This window comes from Shigella sp. SIG6, from assembly GCF_053555815.1.
Window position 1 is genome coordinate 26,435 of the sequence record NZ_JBQZXC010000011.1, and the last position, 23,999, is coordinate 50,433.

Here is a 23,999-nt window from a genome sequence, read left to right on the forward strand (position 1 = left end):
AACCTTAGCAAAAATTAGCATCCTCCCCACCAGCCACCCGGTATACCTCTGATAAATCACGAACATTTTTCATGTCTGCTTTCCCGGACGTTTCCATCAGTGCGTTAATATCATCCCCCGTATAGCGTGATTGCGCGACGATACCAGCCAGAGAGATAACCATAGCCCGGCATACCTGGTCTATCAGACGTAACCTGGTGTCATCATTCGAGAGGGTGTAAGACTTAACCTCAGCCACATTCCGTGGATAGTTGGCGTGCCATACCGCGACAGCTCCACATTCATCAACATCGCCGCTAAGGTAGGTTTTTGCCACTCGGTTATTACCCGATAACGCAATTTCTACCTCCTGTATGCCGAAAAACCATGCGGCTATCGCATGACCTGCTTCATGTATTGCAAGATGTCTGGGCCAGCGATAGCTGCCGAACTCAATAATGATGGGGTGCGTACTCATATCTTCCCTCTCAGAATGGCGTTTCATCGTCGAATGGTGGGCGTTGGTCGTATTCATCACGGGATGGCTGCTGCACACGTCTCAGCGCGTCCGTTGCCTGTCCCTGCTGTCCTGCCTTCCCGCCGGGGCGTACCGTTCTGGCGCTGATCACACTGTCTGCAATCACCTGATACCCGGTCTGTATGCCACCGTCCTGCCCTGTCCACTGGTTAACCTGCATATTGCCCGCCACGCTAACAAGGTCGCCTTTCTGGTGCTTCGCCAGCGCATCGGCCTGCTTCCCAAAAGCAATAACGCCCAGCCAGAAGGTTGACTCTCCCGCCTCTGCCGCATTACAGGGGAGCGACACCGCCAGCCGCGCCATAGCCATGTTGTTACCGTTCGTTGTGGTGCGGGTCTGGGGATCTGCCACCAGCCGCCCGTATGCTGAAATTTGTGCTGTCATTTTCCCCTCACTGGATTATTAGTTTTGCTAATGACGATTTCTTAATGTGGGACACCTGCCGATTTTTTTTCATAGTAAGCAAAAATAGTGTTGTCTCTGTTGTCTTTGTTGTCTCACGGCTCTACAGGCCGCGCCACGTCTGGGTTTTGCTGAGACAACATTTGCAATTTCGTGTTGTCTCACCCGGCATAAATGTTGTCTCACTGCCTGCCAGACTAAAAACACACTTTCGCCCTGTTGTCTCAAAATGGCTAAATGTTGTCTCGGTGTTGTCTCAGAAATTAAAATAAAATCCTTATAAATCAATCTCAATTACAAATTGAGACAACAAAGACAACCGAGACAACACTAAAACTACGCATGTGAAGAAATATTATTTTTCTGGCTGGCTGCTTTCCTCCGCCATGAAATTGAGTACATAGACGCGAATCTGTCGCCCATCCTCCCTTACTCGCCCCTGATAGCCTCGCCCGCTCGTTGGTGGTGTAAGCATTCCTGCATTCTTTAGAACTTCGGCAAACTGTTTGGTATTGAAGCCCTTTGCAATCTCCTGCTCAAACGCTGCCGGGAAGGTGTAGAAAATTATCGGGTCGCCGTCGTGGTTCCCCTTCTTCCTGTACCCGGCTAAATCACGGATGGGTAAATCGCGCGGGTCATAACCCAGCGGCGCGAATCGACTCAGCCCATAGGCATTCAAAAACGCCTCCGTCTGCTCAATAATCTGCTGGTGCTCTTTGTTCCCCGTGCCGAACTCACGCAACCACGCATTGTAGCTGTGCTGTATCGCATCACGGCACGTTTGATCATCCCAGCCAGTAACCACGCCACCCAGCAGTAAAGCAGCCTCCAGAATGGCGAACCTTGCCCCTACACGGTGAACCTGTTCCCCATAGTCGGCAGGAATAAGACTGCGCCAGCGAGCTTCACAGTCACGAACGGTATCAATGGCCTGCTGCTGGTGGCCTGCAAGCCATCTGATCCACTCCCGCCCGGCAGCGCCGTGATTGCTCTGCCACGCGGATTTTAATGCGTCTGCATGGTCTTTCCCTGTCTGGTGCTCATGAAAGCGCACCGCCTTACTTAACGGGATATTCAGCAGGCGCACCAGTTGCCCCGCTTTTGTCTTGCGTCCTGCGGTGGCAATGAACGTTTCTAAATCCATTTCCCCGGTGCTGATTGCCACGGTACGCCAGCGTTTTAGATCCCGGTTTCCGCCTTCTTTCGCGCCCTGCAATTTCCCCACGCCGTTAAACAGGGCATAGGCAGACTGAGAAACGCTTATCGGGTCTGCGCCCTGTCCGACTTCATCCAGCGGCATCAGTCCGTCATTGTGGGCGGCGGCCTCGTTTATCAGCCCCAGCGCCGTCCCGTACCACGTCAGGCGCAAGGCATCAGGGTTCCCGTATAGACTGCTAGCCACGTTCTGCGTGGTTGTTTTCCCGGCGCTCGATTGCTCATAAAAATGAATCCCGAATCCGTCACGCTCTGCCACCCCGATTAATGGCGCTGCCAGTGCTGCGGCAATGCCTGTCATCATCGCGTAGTTGCCGTATGCCAGCCGCGCGACACTGTTGCGCCAGCTTTCCGGCGTTCCTGCTACGGTATACCCGGCAGCGGCTGAACTGCGCCCGCTGAACAAAACAGGCCGCTCAGGTGTGCCGATGATTTCCCCGTCCGGCATGATGTATGCCCCGCACTGCCAGCCTGTAGCATGAGCAACGCGCCACAATTCACGCGAGCCGCTCCGCTGTAGCCAGTCGGCAAGGATCGCCCGTAAACTGCTTTTGGTCGTGACGTTAACCCCACCAGCTTTCAGGGTGCGCCAGCCTTCACGCTCGCCAATATCAGCCAGCGGGATAGCCGCTGTTGTCGGTATGCCTGCACCGAATGCCAGCCATGAGATAATAAGATACTGATCTTTGTCGTCGCGTCCCGTGCCGATAACCTCCAACGGGGAACATAACCAGCTTTCAGCGTTGACGATCTCCCCGCTTTCCTTGTCCACCTTCGGCGTTACCCAGAAAACGCCATCTTTGCGGCTCTCAATGTGGGGTTTTAGTGGATCTTTCTCTGGATGGTCAGTTTTACCGCCCTCAATGGCTTGCAATCGCGGTTTCACGGCTTCCCCTTGAATCTGGTACATCGAATCGTTAAACGCAGCCGTAGCGACTTCCAGCCCGTTTTGCTGGCGGTAGTCGTCCCAGTCGGCTTTGTAGTCTGTCGGCGGCAGCGCCACCCAGCCAGCCACGGATAAGGCGGCTTTCTCTGCGGCATCTTTGCCCGTGTTCGCCTGGTCGTCCTGCTGGTGGTCGTTATCTGCGGCAATGATAATTTGCGACTGCGGGTGTTTCCGGCGCATTACTCCGGCAACGTGGATCAGGTTCCCGGCGTCAATTGCCGCCACTGTAAGCGCGTCCGGGCGCATCAGGTGGACTGATAAAGTGGTTGCCAGCCCCTCGGCAATAATCACCGCCTGCGGCTGTTCCGGTGCGTTAACGGCGTGATATGCCCCGCGCTTTGCTGAACCTGTCAGGAGTCGCTTCTCTCCCTGCGGTGTAATGGTTTGCGCTGCTGCCACTGCGCCGGATTCGTCCACCAGCTCCAGCAATAACGAACCATCCGGCATTACCGGATATTTAAACCCGGTCAGCCCTTTTGATTGCAGGTAATCAGATTCTCCCTGTGTGGCACTCTGGCGCATTCCGGCATACAGACGGGCAAACGTAGCCCTTCGCTGCTCTGCATCCTCTGCTGCCTGTTTCTGGCGCTCCTGCTCACGCTGCTGGCGGTCAGCTTCCAGTTGCTCTCTTCTATGGCTCGCTGCCACCGGGTCGGTTTCCGCTGCCCGGTAATCAATACCCAGCACGTCAGCGGCAAGCTGTGCCGCCTCCGTAGTGTCGCAGTTGTTAACCCGCTTGATTAAATCCAGCCCGTCACCAGCGCCACACTGGTTGCAGATAAAGCTACCGCGCCCGTTGTCGTCGAATCTGAAACGGTCTTTTCCACCACATGCAGGGCATGGAGAATGGCGGCGCGATGAATCAGGCACGTCGATAGACAATCCAGCCAGCACATAAGGCCAGCGCCCGGCGGCGGCACTGGTCACTTCGCGGATAAGGTCGATATTACGCATGGTTGCCCCCTGCCACGGTCGCGCCCATGTCTTTAACCATGCTTTGCCATATCTCGCGCCCGACGTCAGTCAATCCGTCCTTAGTGACGCAACGCTCAAGAAGCTCGACCCCCACGGTTTCCCACTGCGGGTAGGATACTTTCATGGCTGCCAGTGTGTAGCTATCGATCAGGCTGCGAACGCCTTTTACTCCATTGACGATTTCCACACGGACGGCGAGGCCGTCCGCATCAACCATGAAATAGTCCCCGCCGCTGGTGGAGGTAATGTGGTTATACAGTGCCGATGCATACTTATTCGCCAGCGCATTCAGTCGGAAATTTTTAGTAATCATGTCACCCCCTCAGTGCGCCAGCGGCATTTCAGGCCAGCCGTTTTCATCCAGTTCAGCTATAAAGCTGTTGTGAAGTTCAGCAAGCGTTTCACGCCCGAACGGGGTCAACTCGCCGCGCTCCGTGTCGATCATGGCCTGATAAAAAACAATGGCGTTCGCTGTTCCCTGCTCAATGCCGTAGCGCTCAACCATTGCGCCCTCCATGTTGTTAGCCATCGCCAGACGTTCCGCGAACGGGTAAACCACAATCCCCGCCGTGCCATTGGAGTAAATCGCCACCTGCGATGAAGTGCCGTCAGACTCAGTTACCGTGGTTGTGCCGTTTTCGCGCTTCATCTCAGAAATGAACGTCGCAGCAATCAGCCAGCGCCACATAGTGACGTTATGCTGCGCGGTGAAGTCGAACCAGCCACGCGCCCCGCCATCAGCAACGGCAAAATGAATGGCGTATCCGATATCTGGCTTATCGTCGTACTCTCCGGCGTCAAGGCCGTTCACGGCGCTCTCGTAGCTGATAAGAGCAACCTGCTCATATCCCCCGGCATCATTGCGGGTCATGATATTGACGCCGTGCGGTGTGGCTTCGGCGTGTAATAAGTCGGCATTTCCCGATTTAATGGTCGGTGCGTTGCTCATGCGCTGCCCTCCGCATCAATTCTGGCTATATCGACAATCATCAGGACTTTACTCAGCCAGCAATACGCGATGGCTGCTTGCTCAACTTCGAGGAGTGGTAATAAATCGGTCATAACGTGAGCCAGCCCATTGCGGGCGCGGGTCATGCGTTCTGCTGTTCGGTCTGCCAGCGTAAAATCATCCGGGCATGCTTCTTTACGAGATAGCATCGATTCGGCTTCCAGATCTGCCGGGTGGCGATAGATGGTATTTATGTTCATTTGCCCGCCCTCCCTTTGGCTTCTTTTTCACTGATTGAGCGCAAGAATGCGGCGTTTGCAGCGCTATCGTTCAGCGCCCGCGCAACTTCTCCGATATGTCCCAGCATTGCGCCTAATCTGTACATATCAGCCTTAGCGCTTTCCTCCGGGTAGCCATCGCTACCAGCCGCCCAGAACATGAGGCTACCAATGGCACTTACGCCCAGCATTAAATCATCCACGGCATCACTGGCGCGGCTCTCAATTCCGTTCAGATCATCAGGTGTACAACCATCAAATTTGCAGGACACTAAATCGTCATACATGCTCATGCCGCCACCTCACGAACGCGGGTAATCTGGATGTGGGAAAGGCGTTCATTTCTGGCCTGATTTAGCGCCTCAGCTTTGGCGCTGATCGCGCTGCGGGCGTCAACGATATAAACGAACTCGACTAATTCGCCGCTCTGGGCGGTGGCGCATCCTGCAACACGGAAGTAATTAAGCATGTGCGCCCCCTGTGCGAATACGTCCGGCAAAAAAGCAAACGTGATCCCGCGCCAGAATGCGGCGGGCTTCCTGCTCAGTCTCTGCGGCGATATGGTGAATTTTGGCGGTAATTGTCGGCATATCGCGGCGAACTGCTGCGATAATCCAGATAAATTGCGGTTTTTGGGTAGGGGTAGTAGCCATTATGGCAGCCTCCTTTGTGTTTAAGGAGTCACCGCCTGACGTCTCAATGTCATGATTGGCGGTGACGTCAGCGGGGTTGAGACTACCGGACACAAAGGAAACCGGCCTATCCGAAGATAGCCCCACTGACGCCACCATAGATACAGTACGGGCAAGGCCGCTGATTTGATGTGCGTGGTGATCGGACACAAAAAAAGACGCTTTCGGCGTCTGTGTCGCCCTTAGTGTGTTCGGGGTCTCAATCCCGGTTGCTGATTTTGCAGCAACGCTTGGACTATAACAGCTTTTCTCTGCTAGGTGGTCATACCAGATAAAACCGTAACCCTTTAAGAGTTTTCCCTGTGCACGGCTCACCATCTTTTTGTTGAGGGTAAGCGCCTCGCGTACTGGTAACGGAACTCCGGGCGCTGCGGTATCAATATCAGGTTTTGTAAGGTTGCAGATGTCAACTTTTGACAACATGCCAGCCAGATTAAAGGCTTCTTTCTGGGCGGCAGGTTCATTCAGTATCACGGCGCACCTCCACGAACTCATTAACGAATCTCTCCAAAGGCTGAACACATGGCGACTGATAGCCCTCGCGGTAAAAGGTCACTCGGTTATGCTCGACGCGCTGTACGGTCACTACAGCCCCGTGACTGTCCTTGTAACGGCTTCCCGGCATCGGATTATGGTTACGCATGGTTTACCTCCAGACGCTTAGCGAGCCAGCGTTGCGACAGGCGGGTGAGTTCTCCTTTGCGCTGCTCATATTCCATGCCCATATCAATTAACGTGATATTGGTGCTTTCGAGATAGGCGAGGTGTTCAAGCTGTGCTGCGTTCATGCTGTCCCGTGGTTCGCCAGTAATGCCATTTGCCTGCGCCCACTGCTTCGCCGTCATGCCACCCAGCACGATACGGGCGATCATGTTGCTCTCGTTGCTGTAGTGGCGCTGCTGCGTCGTTTTACCCAGCTCGGCACGGGCCATATTCAGCGCATCGCACATTGGCTTAAAATTGTTTGCGGCACTGATACGGGCTTTTAGCTGGCGACGATAGCGGGCGGCGATTTCAGGCACGCTACGCTGTAATTCTTCCTCGCACTGGATGAAATAACGGCGGATAGCGCGGCCCTGTTCGGTGCGTTCGACCATCGCCAGTTCTTTCGCCATTCCGACACTTAACAGATAGTCTTTGCCGGGTCTGCCAGACTGTTTAATCTTGCTGTAAGCCACGCCATTCGGGCTTTTCCCCAGATTTGGGGAAATTGTTTTATGGACTGAGTAATCGTGCCCAATGGTGAAGTCATATTCAGAGATGCGATCAGTGATCCATGTAGAGAAGTCTTTTCCCACGCCCAACGCTTTGTGTAACGCTTTGGCGCTAACAATATTGGTTTCACGCCCACCGATATGACCAGGAATAACCGGGACAATTGTGGCAAATTCATTACCGTTAATTGTGCCCTGATAGGCGTTCAGATGAGGGGCGGCCTCAGAAATTAATCTGCTTTTTTCGATGTTCATTTTCAGTCTCCGTTAGGCGGCGGTGAGATTGTCCGGGTATAGATTGAGAATGTCGGCAATTTCAGGCTGAGAAAGTCCCTGATAGCCGCCAGCGTCGGCGTTATGGTTCACAAGCCGAATAACTTTTAGAACGTCACCGCGCCCGGTAAAGCGATAGCGTAAATGTGACCCTATCCCGTCGGGGTTCTTTTCGTCTATACGCTCAAGCTGAATATCAAGCCTGCGCTCTAACTCGCTGGCGTAGTTCCTTCCAGACGAAAGGCGGCAATAACGCAGAATATCGTTTTCTGTCCATCCCTCTATACCAGTACGCAGCATATAGACGCGGGCGCGGTGTTTCTTTGGGGTACGCCTAGGTACTTGTACCGGGCTGGTGGTCGGCGTAATATCAGACGTGCGAATATCTGAGTTAGCCGCCTGTAATGGGCGGTTTTTCTTTTTCATCAAGCCACCTTTCCCCGACGTTCTGCCAGCCAGTTGTTAATCTCTACCGCATCAAAGGCGGTAATCTTCTCGCCCAGCTTTACCGGGCGCGGCAGTCGCTTATCTCGAACCCAACGATCAATGGTTGCTACATGGACGCCCAGCGCTTGAGCCAGGCGGAAGCGGCGAATATAGCCGCTTGTGGGAAGTGGTGATTGGTGTTCTGTCATATGTCCCGTAACTCCTTTCTGCATCGTTACGGGAATACTGAATAAAAAACCAGTGTTTATCTATACAGAATCAAAATATTAAAAATCCGAATAGATTCAGATTATTGAAAATCTATCAATTTCAGAAAATCTGAAAACCTCATGTTTTTTATGTGGGGGTTATCTGCGTAGTATTTTTTTAATTCCACTCGACTAAGCACATCTCTCACAGACTCTGCAAATGGTTTCACAGTGTCACGGATGTGAGCGCCACCCTTAACCGTTCCGTCAGGTAGTGGCTCAGGGAACAGTAGACGCGCATAAAGCTCATTGGACACCATAATGCCGTTAATCCTCGCCCATCTTGATATATCAAGATATGGGATTATCCGGTAATGATGGATCTTGGCAATTGTTGACGCCCCGAACCTCTTTTTTTCTTTGACGGCACTTTCAGGTATACCGGTCTGAACCCTCCACCTTTTTAGCAATGTTTTAAATCCAGCTATCATTTCGTCATCGTCCATCAAATCAAGCCCGATATCGACAAATATCCCCGTTTTACCTTCTGACCTTGGATCATCGGTATCATATAGCATCGACTGGTTGTATATATCGCAATTTTCTATGTCTGCTCTTGCTTCAATTCTGCCATTATCCGTTATCGTCATACGCCCATCACTCAGGCAGCTGTTAACAAAAGCGCAAATCATCGAAAAAGGTAGAGGCATAATTCCTCTGTCATCAAAGGATAGACTACCCTCCGGCAAATCCTCATCCCAGAGGGTAACATCCGTTATAAGGGGGAATGGAATAATTGAGAAAACCTCATCTTTTCGTAACTCAAGACTATCAGAGTGATAACTCATCATGAACATCTCGCTTACCACATGGTTGACACTTAGATCCAACACGTAGTCGTACCTGTCCAGTGAAAACCATTCCATCACATCGCCGTATTTAGCCCGTTTCATAACGCCACCTTTTACGCTGCGCCTTATTTTGTGATTGAGCCAGGCGGTAAGGCTTCCCGCTTTTCGCCCCGTCGGGCTAGACTCAATCTATTCAGTTAGTTCGCCCTTCTGAGAGGCGTCACGTTGTAATCTTCGCCCTTCTCCAGAGCCACCAGCAAGCCCGCCCACTGTGTTAACGCAGCCCGTCGCTCGTCAAAGTATTGGTGACGGTTATAAATCCCCTCTACGCCCTTAATGCGATGATTGAGGCATCGTTCCGCCACTACCGGATCAACGCCCAGCGCTGCTAAATGGGTGCGGGCCGTGCGTCGGAAGTCGTGAATCGTGAAATTAGGCACATCCGGTATTTCGGCGCGAACCTTAGCCAGTGCTACGGGCAGGGTGCTTTCCTGAATATGGGGGATCATGCGGTTTTGCATCTTTCTGGCTGGCAGTACCCATGCGCTGTTGCATGAGAACGTTTTAAGCTCTCTCAGCCATTCGACGGCTGGGGAAGGTAGAGGTATATCAATAGGGTCTCCGTTTTTGCTGCGTTCTTCCGGCAAATGCCATACCGCACCATCTAAATCAAACTCTTCCCATCGTGCGGCGCATAATTCCATTTTGCGGACGCATAACGCTAACAGTAATTTGAACGTGATTTCGTTCTGGCGACTGAATCCCTTAGCCGTGCGCATGGCTTTGAATAGCTGGATTAACTCATCGCGGGTTAACCAGCGGTCACGGGCAACTTCTTTCCCTCCGGCGTCTGCCACCTCAAAGGCTGAACAGGGGTTAATCTCTAGCGCGTGCCGTTTGATTCCGTAGTCGAATATGCGGCGCGTCCATCTCAGCACGTCCGTTGCTATGGTCGACGCTCCACGGTCAACAATACCTTTCAGCATGTCATCGATATGGCGCGGTTTCACGTCCTCTACCTTCATGCTGCCAATGCAGGGGTTTATATCTTTGTCGATACGGCGGCGGAGTATATCGGGGTGCTTCCAGCGCGGGAGGATCTGACGCTCAAAGTATTCAGCGGCAAGCTCTGAAACGCGCATAGCGTTCTTCTCTGCTTCCATCTTCGCCAGTGCTTCGGTTTTGCGCTTCTGCTTCTCTCCTGCAACGTCATAGCCCAGCGCAACGCGAGCCGATAGCTCTTTGGCTGTCTCTCTGGCCTTTGATAGTGATAGCTCGCTATACGAACCAATTAGCATGGCGCGGGACTTCCCTGCGAGTTTATAGCGGAATCTCCATGTGGGGGTTTTGTCGGCTTCACGGTAACGTAGGTATAAACCGTTACCGTCTGCCCGCCCCTCGAATCGCTCTCCGCTCTTAATCCATGCGCGGATCTGCATGTCTGTTAGTTTTGGCATTTTGCGAATATCCAAACTTTGAATAGGGGGTGTACCCAAAGCAATGTACCCAAACCTCATTGGGTACACCTTTGTGTACACCATAATCATGCGCTTTGTTGCGTCTTTATGATAGCCCATGATAACAAAAAAGCCCGCTGGGTTGCGGGCTTGGTGTGATTTATGCGTCGTCCTAAATGTTGCTGATAGCTTACTCGATATTCTGAATCTGCTCGCGCATCTGCTCAATCAACACTTTCAGCTCGATGGCGGAGTTTGTCACTTCGGCATTGATAGATTTCGACGCAAGAGTGTTCGACTCACGGTTGAACTCCTGCATCATAAAGTCCAGACGACGACCAACCGCTTCTTTTTTCTTCAGAATGTTGTACGTCTCTTTAACATGCGCTTCGAGGCGGTCCAGCTCTTCGGCAACGTCAATTCGTTGTGCCAGCAGAACCAACTCCTGCTCCAGACGGTTGTTTTCCAACTGAACCTGAGCATCTTCCAGCTTCGCGACCAGACGCTCACGCTGCCATTGCAGAATTTCCGGCATATGGGCGCGGACTTTGACCACTTCGGCGGTGACGCCTTCCAGACGCTGCTCGATCAATGCTTTCAGTGCCTGACCTTCGGTTTCGCGCGCGACGATAAAGTCGTCCAGCGTACCATCCAACGCCGCGAGAATTTCAGCGGCAATCGCGTCGAGATCCTGCTCCTGGGCTGCCATCACGCCCGGCCAGCGTAGAATATCAACCGGGTTGATTTCCCCTTCGTCACTCTGCATTTTTACCCAGTTCGCGGCAGTTACCAGCTGTTTAGCCAGTTTTTCATTGAGGATCAGCTCACCTTGTGCGCTAACATCTGGCTCATAGCGCAGGGTACATTCCACTTTACCGCGCGTCAGGCGAGAACGAATACGCTCGCGAACGACAGGTTCAAGGCTACGGAACTGCTCCGGCAGACGAAAGTAAGTTTCCAGATAACGCTGGTTTACCGAGCGCATTTCCCAGGTTGCGCTCCCCCATTCACCCTTGATTTCACGCCGGGCGTAGGCGGTCATACTGCGGATCATAGACGTTCCTGTTTATAAAAGGAGAGGTGGAAGGATTATAGCCATCGATGCCTTGTCAGGATAGGAATAACCGCCGGAAGTCCGTATAATGCGCAGCCACATTTGTTTCAAGCCGGAGATTTCAATATGCGTCCAGCAGGCCGTAGCAATAATCAGGTGCGTCCCGTTACCCTGACTCGTAACTATACAAAACATGCAGAAGGCTCGGTGCTGGTCGAATTTGGCGATACCAAAGTATTGTGTACCGCCTCTATTGAAGAAGGCGTGCCGCGCTTCCTGAAAGGTCAGGGCCAGGGCTGGATCACCGCAGAGTACGGCATGCTGCCACGTTCTACCCACACCCGTAACGCTCGTGAAGCGGCGAAAGGTAAGCAGGGTGGACGCACAATGGAAATCCAGCGTCTGATCGCCCGTGCTCTTCGCGCGGCAGTAGATTTGAAAGCGCTGGGTGAGTTCACCATTACGCTGGACTGCGACGTGCTTCAGGCTGATGGTGGCACTCGTACCGCGTCGATTACGGGTGCCTGCGTGGCGCTGGCAGATGCGCTACAGAAGCTGGTGGAAAACGGCAAGCTGAAAACCAACCCGATGAAAGGGATGGTAGCCGCAGTTTCTGTCGGTATTGTAAACGGTGAAGCAATTTGCGATCTGGAATACGTTGAAGACTCAGCCGCAGAGACCGACATGAACGTAGTGATGACCGAAGACGGGCGCATCATTGAAGTGCAGGGGACGGCAGAAGGCGAGCCGTTCACCCATGAAGAGCTACTCACCTTGTTGGCGCTGGCCCGAGGGGGAATCGAATCCATTGTAGCGACGCAGAAGGCGGCGCTGGCAAACTGATTTTTAAGGCGACTGATGAGTCGCCTTTTTTTTGTCTGTAGAAAAGTAAGATGAGGAGCGAAGGCATGAAACCATATCAGCGCCAGTTTATTGAATTTGCGCTTAGCAAGCAGGTGTTAAAGTTTGGCGAGTTTACGCTGAAATCCGGGCGCAAAAGCCCCTATTTCTTCAACGCCGGGCTGTTTAATACCGGGCGCGATCTGGCACAGTTAGGCCGTTTTTACGCTGAAGCGTTGGTGGATTCCGGCATTGAGTTCGATCTGCTGTTTGGCCCTGCTTACAAAGGGATCCCGATTGCCACCACAACCGCTGTGGCACTGGCGGAGCATCACGACCTGGACCTGCCGTACTGCTTTAACCGCAAAGAAGCAAAAGACCACGGTGAAGGCGGCAATCTGGTTGGTAGCGCGTTACAAGGACGCGTAATGCTGGTAGATGATGTGATCACCGCCGGAACGGCGATTCGCGAGTCGATGGAGATTATTCAGGCCAATGGCGCGACGCTTGCTGGCGTGTTGATTTCGCTCGATCGTCAGGAACGCGGGCGCGGCGAGATTTCGGCGATTCAGGAAGTTGAGCGTGATTACAACTGCAAAGTGATCTCTATCATCACCCTGAAAGATCTGATTGCCTATCTGGAAGAGAAGCCGGAAATGTCGGAACATCTGGCGGCGGTTAAGGCCTATCGTGAAGAGTTTGGCGTTTAAAGAAACTCGCCGGATGAAAAGTCATCCGGCGTCATATTACTGCAACTGCGCGGCAATTAGCGGCCAGCGGGCGTCAAAATCATCCGTCGGGCGGTATTTAAATTCGCTGCGGACAAAACGTGACAGCATACCTTCACAGAAGGCCAGGATCTGGCTTGCCAGCAGGGTTTCATCGGTGGTGTAACCTTCACCCTCACGCATTCTCTTTTCACGCAATACCTGGCGCAGCTGCGCTTCAATACGCTCGAACAGCTGGTTGATGCGCCCTTGCAGGCGATCCTGTTCAAACATTAGCGCATGACCAGTGAGGATGCGGGTCAGGCCAGGATTACGCTCACCAAAACCGAGAAGCAGCAACACAATCAGACGCAGGCGCGCTGTGGTGTCTTTCTCATCTTTCAGAATCAGGTTGATGCGAGTAATCAGGCTATCTTCGATAAACTCAATCAGGCTATCGAACATGCGGGTCTTACTGGGGAAGTGGCGATACAGTGCCGCTTCGGAAACGCCGACAGAGGCGGCCAGTTTTGCCGTCGTGATACGTTGGCTTCCATCGCTGGATTCCAGCATCAGCGCCAGAGACTGAAGTATTTCCTCGCGACGGTTCCTTTTCGCAGTTTGTTTTTCTGCCATGTTACAAAATACCCCTGAAAATAAGCACTTGCCAGGCGGCACCCACGCTATGACCGCAAACGAAATGTTTGCGGCTATGTTATGACGTTATTCGGATGCGTATGTGTTACTGACGACCAGAGTGACCAAAGCCGCCTTCACCGCGGTCGGTGGCGTCGAAATCTTCCACCAGATTAAATTCAGCCTGTACTACCGGAACAAAAATCATCTGGGCGATGCGTTCGCCAGGTTGAATGGTGAAGCTGTCCTGACCACGGTTCCACACGGAAATCATCAACTGGCCCTGATAGTCGGAATCGATCAATCCTACCAGGTTACCAAGCACGATACCGTGCTTATGTCCCAATCCGGAGCGCGGCAGCATCATTGCCGCCAGTGAAGGATCGGCAATATGAATCGCCAGCCCGGTCGGAACCAGCGTAGTGTCACCCGGAGCCAGTTCTACGGCGTCGTCGAGACAGGCACGCAGGTCAAGTCCGGCAGAGCCAGAGGTGGCATAAGTCGGGAGCGGAAATTCCTTCCCAACGCGCGGGTCCAGAATCTTAACGTCGATTTTTTTCATCATAACGGGTCACGATCTCGTCGAGTAATAATTGGCCAAGGAGCTCTTTGCGCTCAAGCGGTAAGACTTTATCTCCGTCCTGCCAGAAAAGGTGTAATGCGTTGTTGTCGCTGTTAAATCCTTGAGTTGGCTGGGAAACATCGTTCGCGCAGATCAGATCAAGGTTTTTACGGATACGTTTTTGCCGGGCGTATTCTTCCACATTATTTGTTTCGGCGGCAAATCCAACGACGTAGGGTCGATGGTCTTTTAGTGCGGCAACGCCTGCGACGATATCGGGGTTTTTAACCATTTTTATTGTTAATTCATCACCCTGCGTGGCCTGCTTTTTGATTTTTTCTGGGGCCACGGTAGCTGCGCGATAATCCGCCACGGCGGCGCAACCGATAAAAATATTTTGCTGCTGTACAGAAGCATTCACGGCGGCTTCCATTTCCAGCGCGGTCATCACATCAACACGTTTAACAAACGGTGGCGTCGGTAGTGAAACTGGACCTGATACCAGCGTGACGTTCGCGCCACGACGGGCAGCAGCGGCGGCGATAGCAAAACCCATCTTGCCGGAGCTGTGATTAGAGATATAACGCACCGGATCGAGCGGTTCACGCGTCGGACCGGCGGTAATCATAATGTTCAGATGTTTCAGGTCGTTGACGGGCGAAAAATGCGCCACCGCCATATCCACAATGGTTAACGGATCGAGCATTCGTCCAGGACCGATATCACCACAAGCCTGACTGCCACTGTCTGGCCCCCAGATGAGCAAACCACGGGAAGCAAGCACCTCTAAATTATGCTGCGTGGCAGCGGCACGGTACATCTGCTGGTTCATGGCGGGGAGCACGGCTACAGGCGCAGGTGTAGCCAGACAAATCGTCGATACCAGGTCATTCGCCATTCCGGCAGCAACACGGGCAATCAAATCTGCCGTGGCAGGGGCGAGAATCACTAAATCAGCCCATTTACCCAGCTCAATATGGCCCATAGCGGCTTCGGCTGCCGGGTCAAGCAGACTGTCGGAAACGGGATAACCAGAAACCGCCTGCAAGCTAAGTGGGGTGATAAAGGCTTTTGCCGCTTCGGTCATGGCTACGCGGACGTCGGCCCCGCGATCGCGCAAACGACGCACCAGTTCAGGGGTTTTATAGGCAGCAATACCGCCGCTAATGCCGAGAACGATTTTTTTACCGGCCAGGCTCATGATGATTTTTCCTGTTGGGTGACACCAGAAGTTGGCGATTTTATCACAATACTTTTGTTGTCGTGCCTTCACCTGAGATTCACTTTGCGAGGCTCTTTCCAGGATTGAAAACTGGCCGTCGATTTAACGGAACGGCTATGACAGGATGCGAGCACCACAAAGGAGGTGAAGGTGAAAAACAATGCACAGCTGTTGATGCCGCGCGAAAAAATGCTGAAGTTTGGTATTAGCGCCTTAACGGATGTCGAGCTGCTGGCGCTATTTCTGCGTACCGGAACGCGCGGTAAAGATGTATTAACCCTGGCAAAAGAGATGCTGGAGAATTTCGGCTCTCTTTATGGCTTGTTAACCTCTGAATATGAACAATTTAGTGGTGTTCATGGAATTGGCGTAGCGAAATTTGCCCAGTTAAAGGGGATTGCTGAACTGGCGCGACGTTACTACAACGTGCGGATGCGTGAAGAAAGCCCTTTACTCAGCCCGGAGATGACGCGGGAATTTTTACAAAGCCAGCTCACGGGTGAGGAGCGGGAGATCTTTATGGTGATCTTTCTCGACTCACAACACCGGGTTATAACGCATAGCCGTCTTTTTTCCGGCACGCTAAACCATGTTGAAGTCCATCCTCGGGAAATTATCCGCGAAGCGATAAAAATAAACGCCTCGGCGCTGATCCTTGCACATAATCACCCTTCGGGTTGTGCTGAACCCAGTAAAGCGGATAAACTCATTACTGAACGGATAATAAAGAGTTGTCAGTTCATGGATTTACGCGTGCTCGACCATATCGTGATTGGGCGTGGAGAGTATGTTTCTTTTGCCGAACGCGGCTGGATTTAACCCGCTATGCGCGATCCTTCGGGATCTTTGTCTGTTCGGGACTTGAGCACATCGCTGAGTCAGCGTATACTACGCCACCTTTGAGAATCTCGGGTTTGGCATTTGGGCCTGGCAATCGAGAGTTCACATAGAACTGCGATGACCGGGCTGTAAAGCCTGACGAGGCGCCAATACCCCATACGAAGCTCGAGCTAATTTGATTTTTGGAGAATAGACATGTCCCGAGTCTGCCAAGTTACTGGCAAGCGTCCGGTGACCGGTAACAACCGTTCCCACGCACTGAACGCGACTAAACGCCGTTTCCTGCCGAACCTGCACTCTCACCGTTTCTGGGTTGAGAGCGAGAAGCGTTTTGTCACCCTGCGCGTATCTGCTAAAGGTATGCGTGTAATCGATAAAAAAGGCATCGATACAGTTCTGGCTGAACTGCGTGCCCGTGGCGAAAAGTACTAAGTACTTAGAGGAAATAAATCATGGCTAAAGGTATTCGTGAGAAAATCAAGCTGGTTTCTTCTGCTGGTACTGGTCACTTCTATACCACTACGAAGAACAAACGTACTAAGCCGGAAAAACTGGAACTGAAAAAATTCGATCCAGTTGTTCGTCAGCACGTGATCTACAAAGAAGCGAAAATCAAATAATTCTCGCTTTGATGTAACGAAAAACCTCGCTCCGGCGGGGTTTTTTGTTATCTGCTTGCCCCCATATTGATTGCATCTGTTCATTCCTGGAGATGCTATGCCTGAATTACCCGAAGTTGAAACCAGCCGTCGCGGCATAGAACCGCATCTCGTTGGTGCAACCATTCTTCATGCGGTGGTGCGCAACGGACGCTTGCGCTGGCCGGTTTCAGAAGAGATCTACCGATTAAGCGATCAACCAGTGCTTAGCGTGCAGCGGCGGGCTAAATATCTGCTGCTGGAGCTGCCTGAGGGCTGGATTATCATTCATTTGGGGATGTCTGGCAGCCTGCGCATCCTTCCAGAAGAACTTCCCCCTGAAAAGCATGACCATGTGGATTTGGTGATGAGCAACGGTAAAGTGCTGCGCTACACCGATCCGCGCCGCTTTGGTGCCTGGCTGTGGACCAAAGAGCTGGAAGGGCATAATGTGCTGGCCCATCTTGGACCGGAGCCGCTTAGCGACGATTTCAATGGTGAGTATCTGCATCAGAAGTGCGCGAAGAAAAAAACGGCGATTAAACCGTGGCTGATGGATAACAAGCTGGTGGTAGGGGTAGGGAATATCTATGCCAGCGAATCACTGTTTGCGGCGGGGATCCATCCGGATCGGCTGGCGTCATCACTGTCGCTGGCAGAGTGTGAATTGTTAGCTCGGGTGATTAAAGCGGTGTTGCTGCGTTCGATTGAGCAGGGTGGTACAACGCTGAAAGATTTTCTGCAAAGTGATGGTAAACCGGGCTATTTCGCGCAGGAATTGCAGGTTTACGGGCGAAAAGGTGAGCCGTGTCGGGTGTGCGGTACGCCGATTGTGGCGACTAAACATGCGCAGCGGGCAACGTTTTATTGTCGGCAGTGCCAGAAGTAATTCATGCGAGCCGGATGGCATACCATCCGGCATAAACGCTACGCTAATTTTGCCATCAGCGCCTGATGGACATTCTCCGGCAGGAAATGGGTGACATCGCCCTGATGGCGCGCCACCTCTTTCACCAACGATGAAGAGATAAACGACCACTCTTTCGACGGCATCAGAAACACACTTTCCAGTTCCGGCATTAAGTGGCGATTCATATGCGCCAGCTGCATTTCATATTCAAAATCCGCCACCGCACGCAGGCCACGAATCAGCACCGTAGCGTGTTGATTACGGGCGAAGTTCGCCATCAAATCACTAAACCCGACCACTTCCACGTTCCCCAGATGCGCGGTTGCCTGCTGTGCCAGTGCCACACGCTCTTCCAGGGTAAACATCGGTTTTTTACTGGGGCTGGCGGCAATCGCCAGAATAACGTGATCGAACATCTGCGTGGCGCGCGTCACGATATCGATATGACCATTGGTAATGGGATCGAAAGTACCCGGATAAATCGCCCGTTTTTGCATAACAACCTCAATGCGTTTTCGGTGGCAGGTAAGGTTCCAGCAGTTGAAGCAGACGCTGTAGCGCGCCCTGGTTTTGATACAGTACTTCAACGGCATGACGGCCATAGAAACTACGGTAAACGGCGTCGGTGAGTAAAGAGGAAACCTCTTTTGCAAGCGTAGTGGCATCGGTAACGGTAATAAGCCCGCTTGCCTGCTCCAGCCGCGCGCAAATGTCTTTAAAGTTGAAAGTATGCGGCCCCATCAATACCGGAATAGCGTGTGCGGCAGCTTCCAGCGGATTATGCCCACCACGTTCAACCAGTGAACCGCCAACAAAGGCGAGATCGGCAATGCCGTACAGTAACATCAACTCGCCCATCGTATCGCCAACCACAACCTGCGTGCTGGTGGAGGGGACTTCCCCTGAAGAGCGTGTGATATAGCTTAGTCCAGCCTGGCGGACAAGGTTAATCGCATCCGGGAAGCGTTCTGGATGACGGGGTACCAGGATGAGCAATAAATTCGGGAATTGCTGTAACAATGCCTGATGTGCGGCAATGACCACGCTCTCTTCACCTTCGTGAGTGCTGGTGGCAATCCATACCGGGCGGTGTGGTGCCCATTGGCGGCGTAGCGTCACGGCTTTAGCAGCCAACTGCGGAGTTACAGAAATATCGAATTTCAGGCTACCGGTAACGGTTACCTGGTTATTTTTTGCGCCCAGCGCCACAAAACGTGCACCATCTTCTTCATTTTGCGCAGCAATCAGCGTAATACGACGCAGCAAGCGGCGGACGAATTTACCCAGTTTGGCATAACCTGCGGCTGAGCGGGCAGAGAGTCGCGCGTTAGCGATCACCAGCGGAATTTTACGCTTATGTAGCGCCGCAATCAGGTTAGGCCATAGTTCGGTTTCCATAATCAACACCAGTTTGGGGTCGACTTTATTCAGGAAACGGTTGAGCGCATCGGGCAGGTCATACGGCAGATAAACGTGCTGAACATCCTTCCCGAAAGCCGATTGTACGCGCTCCGAACCGGTTGGCGTCATGGTTGTAACGGTAATCGGTAAATCAGGATAACGATGACGCAGCGCGCGCACCAACGGGATCGCCGCCAGAGTTTCACCGACGGAGACGGAGTGCAGCATAATGCCGCCTGGTTTTAGCGGATGGCGGTAAAAACCGTAACGTTCACCCCAGCGTTTTCGATAGGCCGGAGCCTTACGTCCGCGCACCCAGAGCCGTATCCAGATCAGCGGCTGAATAAGGTAGAGAAGGGCGGTGTAAAGCAATTCGAGCATAGTAAATAGCTGACTTATGGATGTGCTGGGGATTCTATGTATTTAGCTGTGGCTTTACCATTACTTTTCCCGTTTTTGACTTAAATAGCAATTTACCCGCCAATTCTTGCTGAACATCTATACTTTTTTTGTATTTTTATGCGATTCATTGATTTCTGCTGTACGTGCAAGAAGGAATCGCAGAGCAACAGTGAAAGAATATGGTTGCTAATGATTTTATTTGATTGATTTCTTTATTGAAAATCAACAATGTGCTTAAAAATCATTCGGGTCGGATTGCCGCGAAAGAAGTGATACACTAGCGCGTCAATATCAGTACGGTATCAGTATTCAGGTAGCTGTTGAGCCTGGGGCGGTAGCGTGCTTTTTCTGCTTCACCTTAATCGGATAATCTCAACAAAAAGAGTTACTTGTGGATAAGCCATTTCGAAGAATTTTGCTCATTAAGATGCGTTTTCATGGGGATATGTTATTAACTACTCCCGTCATTAGTTCTCTGAAAAAAAATTACCCTGACGCAAAAATCGATGTGCTGCTTTATCAGGACACCATCCCGATCCTGTCTGAAAATCCAGAGATTAACGCGCTCTACGGCATAAAAAATAAAAAAGCAAAAGCCTCAGAAAAAATTGCCAACTTTTTTCATCTCATCAAGGTATTACGTGCCAATAAGTATGACCTTATCGTCAATCTTACCGATCAATGGATGGTTGCTATACTGGTTCGCTTATTAAATGCTCGTGTGAAAATTTCCCAGGATTATCATCATCGGCAGTCTGCTTTTTGGCGTAAAAGTTTCACCCATTTGGTGCCGTTGCAGGGTGGAAATGTGGTGGAAAGTAACTTATCCGTGCTGACACCATTGGGACTTGATTCGTTGGTGAAGCAGACAACCATGAGTTACCCGCCTGCAAGCTGGAAACGTATGCGTCGCGAACTTGATCACGCTGGTGTTGGACAAAATTATGTGGTTATCCAACCTACGGCGCGGCAAATCTTCAAATGCTGGGACAACGCCAAGTTTTCCGCTGTGATTGATGCCTTACATGCTCGTGGTTATGAAGTCGTTCTGACGTCCGGCCCAGATAAAGACGATCTGGCCTGCGTCAATGAAATTGCGCAGGGATGCCAGACGCCACCAGTAACGGCGCTGGCTGGAAAGGTGACCTTCCCGGAACTTGGTGCGTTAATCGATCATGCGCAGCTGTTTATTGGCGTTGATTCCGCACCGGCGCATATTGCCGCTGCAGTTAATACGCCGCTGATATCGCTGTTTGGCGCAACAGATCATATTTTCTGGCGTCCCTGGTCAAATAACATGATTCAATTCTGGGCGGGAGATTACCGGGAAATGCCAACGCGCGATCAGCGTGACCGAAATGAGATGTATCTTTCGGTTATTCCGGCGGCAGATGTCATTGCTGCTGTCGATAAATTACTGCCCTCCTCCACGACAGGTACGTCGTTATGATCGTTGCTTTTTGTTTATATAAATATTTTCCCTTTGGCGGTTTGCAGCGCGATTTTATGCGTATTGCTCAGACAGTCGCCGCCCGAGGTCATCATGTTCGGGTTTATACCCAGTCGTGGGAAGGCGAATGCCCTGATGTATTTGAACTGATCAAAGTGCCGATTAAATCGCATACCAATCACGGGCGCAATGCGGAGTATTTTGCCTGGGTGCAAAAACATTTACGCGAACATCCCGTCGATAAAGTCGTTGGATTCAACAAAATGCCGGGGCTGGACGTTTATTATGCCGCTGATGTTTGTTATGCCGAGAAAGTAGCGCAGGAAAAAGGCTTTTTCTATCGCCTGACGTCACGTTATCGCCATTATGCCGCCTTTGAGCGGGCAACCTTCGAACAGGGCAAGCCGACACAGCTGCTGATGCTGACAGATAAGCAAATCGCCGATTTCCAGAAACATTATCAGACTGAAGCGGAGCGTTTTCATATTCTGCCACCGGGGATTTATCCTGATCGTAAATATAGCCAGCAGCCAGCCAATAGCCGTGAAATCTTCCGTAAGAAGAATGGAATAACCGAACAACAATATTTATTGTTGCAGGTCGGTTCAGACTTCACGCGTAAAGGTGTCGATCGTTCCATTGAAGCACTTGCTTCGTTACCGGATTCGCTGCGCCACAACACATTGCTATATGTTGTTGGGCAGGATAAACCGCGAAAATTTGAGGCACTGGCAGAAAAACGCGGCGTGCGCAGTAATGTTCACTTCTTCTCGGGGCGCAACGATGTCTCGGAATTAATGGCGGCGGCGGATTTATTACTGCATCCTGCCTACCAGGAAGCGGCGGGAATTGTGCTGCTGGAAGCGATTACTGCAGGATTACCGGTACTAACAACTGCCGTTTGTGGCTATGCGCATTATATTGTCGACGCTAATTGCGGCGAGGCTATTGCTGAGCCATTCCGCCAGGAAACATTGAATGAGATTTTACGCAAAGCGTTAACGCAATCTTCATTGCGCCAGGCTTGGGCGGAAAATGCGCGACATTATGCTGATACACAAGATTTATACAGTCTGCCAGAGAAAGCGGCGGATATCATAACGGGTGGTCTGGATGGTTGAACTTAAAGAGCCGTTTGCCACGTTATGGCGCGGCAAAGATCCTTTTGAGGAAGTTAAAACCTTGCAGGGTGAGGTATTTCGTGAACTGGAAACTCGCCGTACTCTGCGCTTTGAAATGGCGGGAAAAAGCTATTTTCTCAAATGGCATCGCGGCACGACCCTGAAAGAGATAATCAAAAATTTACTCTCATTGCGGATGCCAGTATTAGGCGCAGACCGCGAATGGAATGCGATTCATCGACTGCGGGATGTCGGCGTTGATACTATGTATGGGGTGGCATTCGGCGAAAAAGGCATGAATCCGCTGACCAGAACCTCGTTTATTATTACCGAAGATCTGACACCAACCATCAGTCTGGAAGATTACTGTGCTGACTGGGTGACCAACCCACCAGATGTTCGCGTAAAGCGTATGCTTATTAAGCGTGTCGCGACGATGGTGCGCGATATGCATGCTGCGGGCATTAACCATCGTGACTGTTATATCTGTCATTTCCTGCTGCACTTGCCTTTTTCCGGTAAGGAAGAGGAGTTAAAAATTTCGGTAATTGACCTACACCGGGCGCAGCTTCGCACGCGCGTTCCACGTCGTTGGCGCGATAAAGATCTTATAGGGCTTTATTTTTCTTCAATGAATATTGGCCTGACTCAGCGGGATATCTGGCGCTTTATGAAGGTGTATTTTGCCGCCCCGCTTAAAGACATTCTCAAGCAGGAACAAGGACTGCTGTCGCAAGCAGAAGCAAAAGCCACAAAAATCAGGGAAAGAACGATTCGAAAATCGTTGTAACCCGTAACTTATTTTTGCCAAAATTTTGGATACAGAATAAATATGTCTCAACTCAATGATAGTGACATCATCCTTTTTGAGTATAATTTTCATTATCAAAATATAAGATCTAAAAATACTCTTGATATAGCATTTGGTATTGACAGAAATTTTCTTTTTGGATGTGGTGTAGCCATCGCATCTATTCTATTAAACAATAGAGAAATCTCTTGTGAATTTCATGTTTTCACAGATTATATCAGTGATAAAGACAAATTATATTTTTCTGATTTAGCAAAACAATATAATTCAAGAATTAATATTTATGTTATCAATTGTGATAAGCTGAAGTCATTACCAAGCACGAAAAACTGGACTTACGCAACATATTTTCGATTTATAATTGCAGATTATTTCTATCATAAACATGAAAAAATACTATATCTTGATGCAGATATTGCTTGCAAGGGTAGTATTAAAGAACTCTTAGATTATCAATTTTCTACTAATGAAATTGCCGCAGTTGTAGCTGAAAGAGATATTGAATGGTGGCAAAATCGAGCCTCGGTATTAACTACACCACAGTTAGCTTCTGGATATTTCAATGCTGGTTTTTTACTGATAAATATTGATGAGTGGAATCTAAATAACATTTCGTCAAAAGCTATTGAAATGTTGCGTGACCCAGATTGGGTAAGTAAAATCACCCACCTTGATCAAGATGTACTGAATGTATTATTGAATGGTAAAGTGAAGTTTATTTCGGAGAAATATAATACCCGATATAGTATTAACTATGAATTAAAAGACAAAGTTGATAATCCAGTCAATGATGACACCGTGTTTATACACTATGTGGGACCTACAAAACCCTGGCATGAGTGGGCTGATTATCCGGTTTCACGTAGTTTTTTGATCGCCAAAGCAGCTTCTCCGTGGAGTAAAGAAGATTTACTTAAACCTGTAAATAGCAATCAGTATCGGTATTGTGCAAAACATAAATTTAAACAAAAGCATTATATGGCAGGCATTTTTAATTATT

The 23,999-nt window shown here is 50.8% G+C and carries 31 protein-coding genes; 10 read left to right on the plus strand and 21 right to left on the minus strand.

The window, feature by feature from the left end; genetic code table 11:
• Positions 1-4: 4 nt before the first annotated feature.
• From ACUU1M_RS03480 to ACUU1M_RS03555, 16 genes are all read right to left on the minus strand, one after another.
• Positions 5-457, minus strand: a complete 453-nt coding sequence (locus ACUU1M_RS03480; RefSeq protein WP_000103646.1) for a hypothetical protein — start codon at positions 455-457, stop codon at positions 5-7.
• Positions 458-467: 10 nt separating this feature from the next.
• Positions 468-902 carry a single-stranded DNA-binding protein gene (locus ACUU1M_RS03485; RefSeq protein WP_152028855.1) on the minus strand — a complete coding sequence of 145 codons (435 nt, stop codon included), beginning with the start codon at positions 900-902 and terminating at the stop codon, positions 468-470.
• Positions 903-1,275: 373 nt separating this feature from the next.
• Positions 1,276-4,035 (minus strand): TOPRIM and DUF927 domain-containing protein, encoded by a 2,760-nt coding sequence (locus ACUU1M_RS03490; RefSeq protein WP_001244100.1) that lies wholly within the window; start codon positions 4,033-4,035, stop codon positions 1,276-1,278.
• Positions 4,028-4,369 (minus strand): hypothetical protein, encoded by a 342-nt coding sequence (locus tag ACUU1M_RS03495; RefSeq protein ID WP_000628968.1) that lies wholly within the window; start codon positions 4,367-4,369, stop codon positions 4,028-4,030. Before ACUU1M_RS03495 ends, ACUU1M_RS03490 begins: the two co-directional genes overlap by 8 nt.
• A gap of 9 nt (positions 4,370-4,378) precedes the next feature.
• Positions 4,379-5,005 (minus strand): hypothetical protein, encoded by a 627-nt coding sequence (locus ACUU1M_RS03500; RefSeq protein ID WP_000063605.1) that lies wholly within the window; start codon positions 5,003-5,005, stop codon positions 4,379-4,381.
• Positions 5,002-5,265 (minus strand): hypothetical protein, encoded by a 264-nt coding sequence (locus tag ACUU1M_RS03505; protein ID WP_001024840.1) that lies wholly within the window; start codon positions 5,263-5,265, stop codon positions 5,002-5,004. Before ACUU1M_RS03505 ends, ACUU1M_RS03500 begins: the two co-directional genes overlap by 4 nt.
• Positions 5,262-5,576, minus strand: a complete 315-nt coding sequence (locus ACUU1M_RS03510; protein ID WP_000063191.1) for a hypothetical protein — start codon at positions 5,574-5,576, stop codon at positions 5,262-5,264. Before ACUU1M_RS03510 ends, ACUU1M_RS03505 begins: the two co-directional genes overlap by 4 nt.
• Entirely contained in the window at positions 5,573-5,752 is a 180-nt protein-coding gene (locus ACUU1M_RS03515) for a hypothetical protein (protein WP_000935907.1), read from the minus strand. Before ACUU1M_RS03515 ends, ACUU1M_RS03510 begins: the two co-directional genes overlap by 4 nt.
• Positions 5,745-6,449 (minus strand): host cell division inhibitor Icd-like protein, encoded by a 705-nt coding sequence (locus tag ACUU1M_RS03520; protein WP_000602543.1) that lies wholly within the window; start codon positions 6,447-6,449, stop codon positions 5,745-5,747. Before ACUU1M_RS03520 ends, ACUU1M_RS03515 begins: the two co-directional genes overlap by 8 nt.
• A complete protein-coding gene (locus tag ACUU1M_RS03525; RefSeq protein WP_001244025.1) occupies positions 6,436-6,618 on the minus strand; it encodes a DUF4222 domain-containing protein in 183 nt (60 codons plus the stop codon). Before ACUU1M_RS03525 ends, ACUU1M_RS03520 begins: the two co-directional genes overlap by 14 nt.
• Positions 6,611-7,444: an antA/AntB antirepressor family protein gene (locus ACUU1M_RS03530; protein ID WP_001019381.1), complete on the minus strand. Its 834-nt coding sequence runs from the start codon at positions 7,442-7,444 to the stop codon at positions 6,611-6,613. Before ACUU1M_RS03530 ends, ACUU1M_RS03525 begins: the two co-directional genes overlap by 8 nt.
• A 12-nt stretch (positions 7,445-7,456) precedes the next feature.
• Positions 7,457-7,888 carry a hypothetical protein gene (locus tag ACUU1M_RS03535; RefSeq protein ID WP_000728895.1) on the minus strand — a complete coding sequence of 144 codons (432 nt, stop codon included), beginning with the start codon at positions 7,886-7,888 and terminating at the stop codon, positions 7,457-7,459.
• Positions 7,888-8,097, minus strand: a complete 210-nt coding sequence (locus tag ACUU1M_RS03540; RefSeq protein WP_000134807.1) for a helix-turn-helix transcriptional regulator — start codon at positions 8,095-8,097, stop codon at positions 7,888-7,890. Before ACUU1M_RS03540 ends, ACUU1M_RS03535 begins: the two co-directional genes overlap by 1 nt.
• 101 nt (positions 8,098-8,198) lie before the next feature.
• Positions 8,199-9,050, minus strand: a complete 852-nt coding sequence (locus tag ACUU1M_RS03545; RefSeq protein WP_000816645.1) for a DUF6387 family protein — start codon at positions 9,048-9,050, stop codon at positions 8,199-8,201.
• 95 nt (positions 9,051-9,145) lie between these two features.
• Positions 9,146-10,405, minus strand: a complete 1,260-nt coding sequence (locus ACUU1M_RS03550) for a tyrosine-type recombinase/integrase (protein ID WP_005077685.1) — start codon at positions 10,403-10,405, stop codon at positions 9,146-9,148.
• A gap of 190 nt (positions 10,406-10,595) precedes the next feature.
• Complete coding sequence (locus ACUU1M_RS03555; RefSeq protein ID WP_000621336.1) at positions 10,596-11,459, minus strand: YicC/YloC family endoribonuclease; 864 nt, start codon at positions 11,457-11,459, stop codon at positions 10,596-10,598.
• 126 nt (positions 11,460-11,585) lie between these two features.
• Here ACUU1M_RS03555 and rph point away from each other — a divergent pair, with 126 nt between their 5' ends.
• The gene (gene rph / locus ACUU1M_RS03560; protein ID WP_001247089.1) at positions 11,586-12,302 is read left to right on the plus strand and encodes a ribonuclease PH; all 717 of its coding nucleotides are present in this window, start codon (positions 11,586-11,588) and stop codon (positions 12,300-12,302) included.
• Positions 12,303-12,367: 65 nt separating this feature from the next.
• Positions 12,368-13,009: an orotate phosphoribosyltransferase gene (gene pyrE / locus ACUU1M_RS03565; protein ID WP_000806188.1), complete on the plus strand. Its 642-nt coding sequence runs from the start codon at positions 12,368-12,370 to the stop codon at positions 13,007-13,009.
• Between the two features lie 36 nt (positions 13,010-13,045).
• On the opposite strand, the gene slmA is transcribed toward pyrE, so the two are convergent.
• The 3 genes from slmA to coaBC all read right to left on the minus strand — a co-directional run bounded on the left by slmA (position 13,046) and on the right by coaBC (position 15,405).
• Positions 13,046-13,642, minus strand: a complete 597-nt coding sequence (gene slmA / locus ACUU1M_RS03570; RefSeq protein WP_000818601.1) for a nucleoid occlusion factor SlmA — start codon at positions 13,640-13,642, stop codon at positions 13,046-13,048.
• A 106-nt stretch (positions 13,643-13,748) separates the two neighbouring features.
• The gene (gene dut, locus ACUU1M_RS03575; protein ID WP_000976070.1) at positions 13,749-14,207 is read right to left on the minus strand and encodes a dUTP diphosphatase; all 459 of its coding nucleotides are present in this window, start codon (positions 14,205-14,207) and stop codon (positions 13,749-13,751) included.
• A complete protein-coding gene (gene coaBC / locus ACUU1M_RS03580; protein WP_000050104.1) occupies positions 14,185-15,405 on the minus strand; it encodes a bifunctional phosphopantothenoylcysteine decarboxylase/phosphopantothenate--cysteine ligase CoaBC in 1,221 nt (406 codons plus the stop codon). The genes dut and coaBC overlap by 23 nt, the downstream gene beginning before the upstream one ends.
• 171 nt (positions 15,406-15,576) lie before the next feature.
• Here coaBC and radC point away from each other — a divergent pair, with 171 nt between their 5' ends.
• The 4 genes from radC (at position 15,577) to mutM (ending at position 17,793) form a co-directional block, all read left to right on the plus strand.
• Entirely contained in the window at positions 15,577-16,245 is a 669-nt protein-coding gene (gene radC / locus ACUU1M_RS03585) for a RadC family protein (RefSeq protein WP_001297375.1), read from the plus strand.
• Between the two features lie 216 nt (positions 16,246-16,461).
• Complete coding sequence (gene rpmB, locus ACUU1M_RS03590; RefSeq protein WP_000091955.1) at positions 16,462-16,698, plus strand: 50S ribosomal protein L28; 237 nt, start codon at positions 16,462-16,464, stop codon at positions 16,696-16,698.
• Between the two features lie 20 nt (positions 16,699-16,718).
• Complete coding sequence (gene rpmG, locus ACUU1M_RS03595; protein ID WP_001051798.1) at positions 16,719-16,886, plus strand: 50S ribosomal protein L33; 168 nt, start codon at positions 16,719-16,721, stop codon at positions 16,884-16,886.
• A 97-nt stretch (positions 16,887-16,983) separates the two neighbouring features.
• Positions 16,984-17,793, plus strand: a complete 810-nt coding sequence (mutM, locus tag ACUU1M_RS03600) for a bifunctional DNA-formamidopyrimidine glycosylase/DNA-(apurinic or apyrimidinic site) lyase (protein ID WP_001114533.1) — start codon at positions 16,984-16,986, stop codon at positions 17,791-17,793.
• Positions 17,794-17,831: 38 nt separating this feature from the next.
• Here the strand turns inward: mutM and coaD are convergent, their stop codons facing one another.
• Both coaD and waaA read right to left on the minus strand, forming a co-directional pair.
• Positions 17,832-18,311: a pantetheine-phosphate adenylyltransferase gene (gene coaD / locus ACUU1M_RS03605; protein ID WP_001171866.1), complete on the minus strand. Its 480-nt coding sequence runs from the start codon at positions 18,309-18,311 to the stop codon at positions 17,832-17,834.
• A gap of 7 nt (positions 18,312-18,318) precedes the next feature.
• Positions 18,319-19,596 (minus strand): lipid IV(A) 3-deoxy-D-manno-octulosonic acid transferase, encoded by a 1,278-nt coding sequence (gene waaA / locus ACUU1M_RS03610; protein WP_000891565.1) that lies wholly within the window; start codon positions 19,594-19,596, stop codon positions 18,319-18,321.
• A 412-nt stretch (positions 19,597-20,008) separates the two neighbouring features.
• Between waaA and rfaQ the strand changes: the two genes are divergently transcribed.
• The 4 genes from rfaQ to waaO all read left to right on the plus strand — a co-directional run.
• Positions 20,009-21,067: a lipopolysaccharide core heptosyltransferase RfaQ gene (gene rfaQ, locus ACUU1M_RS03615; RefSeq protein WP_000360402.1), complete on the plus strand. Its 1,059-nt coding sequence runs from the start codon at positions 20,009-20,011 to the stop codon at positions 21,065-21,067.
• Positions 21,064-22,188, plus strand: coding sequence for a glycosyltransferase family 4 protein (locus tag ACUU1M_RS03620; RefSeq protein WP_000634234.1), 1,125 nt, complete (start codon positions 21,064-21,066; stop codon positions 22,186-22,188). The genes rfaQ and ACUU1M_RS03620 overlap by 4 nt, the downstream gene beginning before the upstream one ends.
• Entirely contained in the window at positions 22,181-22,978 is a 798-nt protein-coding gene (rfaP, locus tag ACUU1M_RS03625; RefSeq protein ID WP_001385945.1) for a lipopolysaccharide core heptose(I) kinase RfaP, read from the plus strand. Before ACUU1M_RS03620 ends, rfaP begins: the two co-directional genes overlap by 8 nt.
• A gap of 42 nt (positions 22,979-23,020) precedes the next feature.
• Positions 23,021-23,999: lipopolysaccharide 3-alpha-galactosyltransferase (waaO, locus tag ACUU1M_RS03630; protein ID WP_449144642.1), on the plus strand; the 979-nt coding region annotated here is incomplete at its 3' end.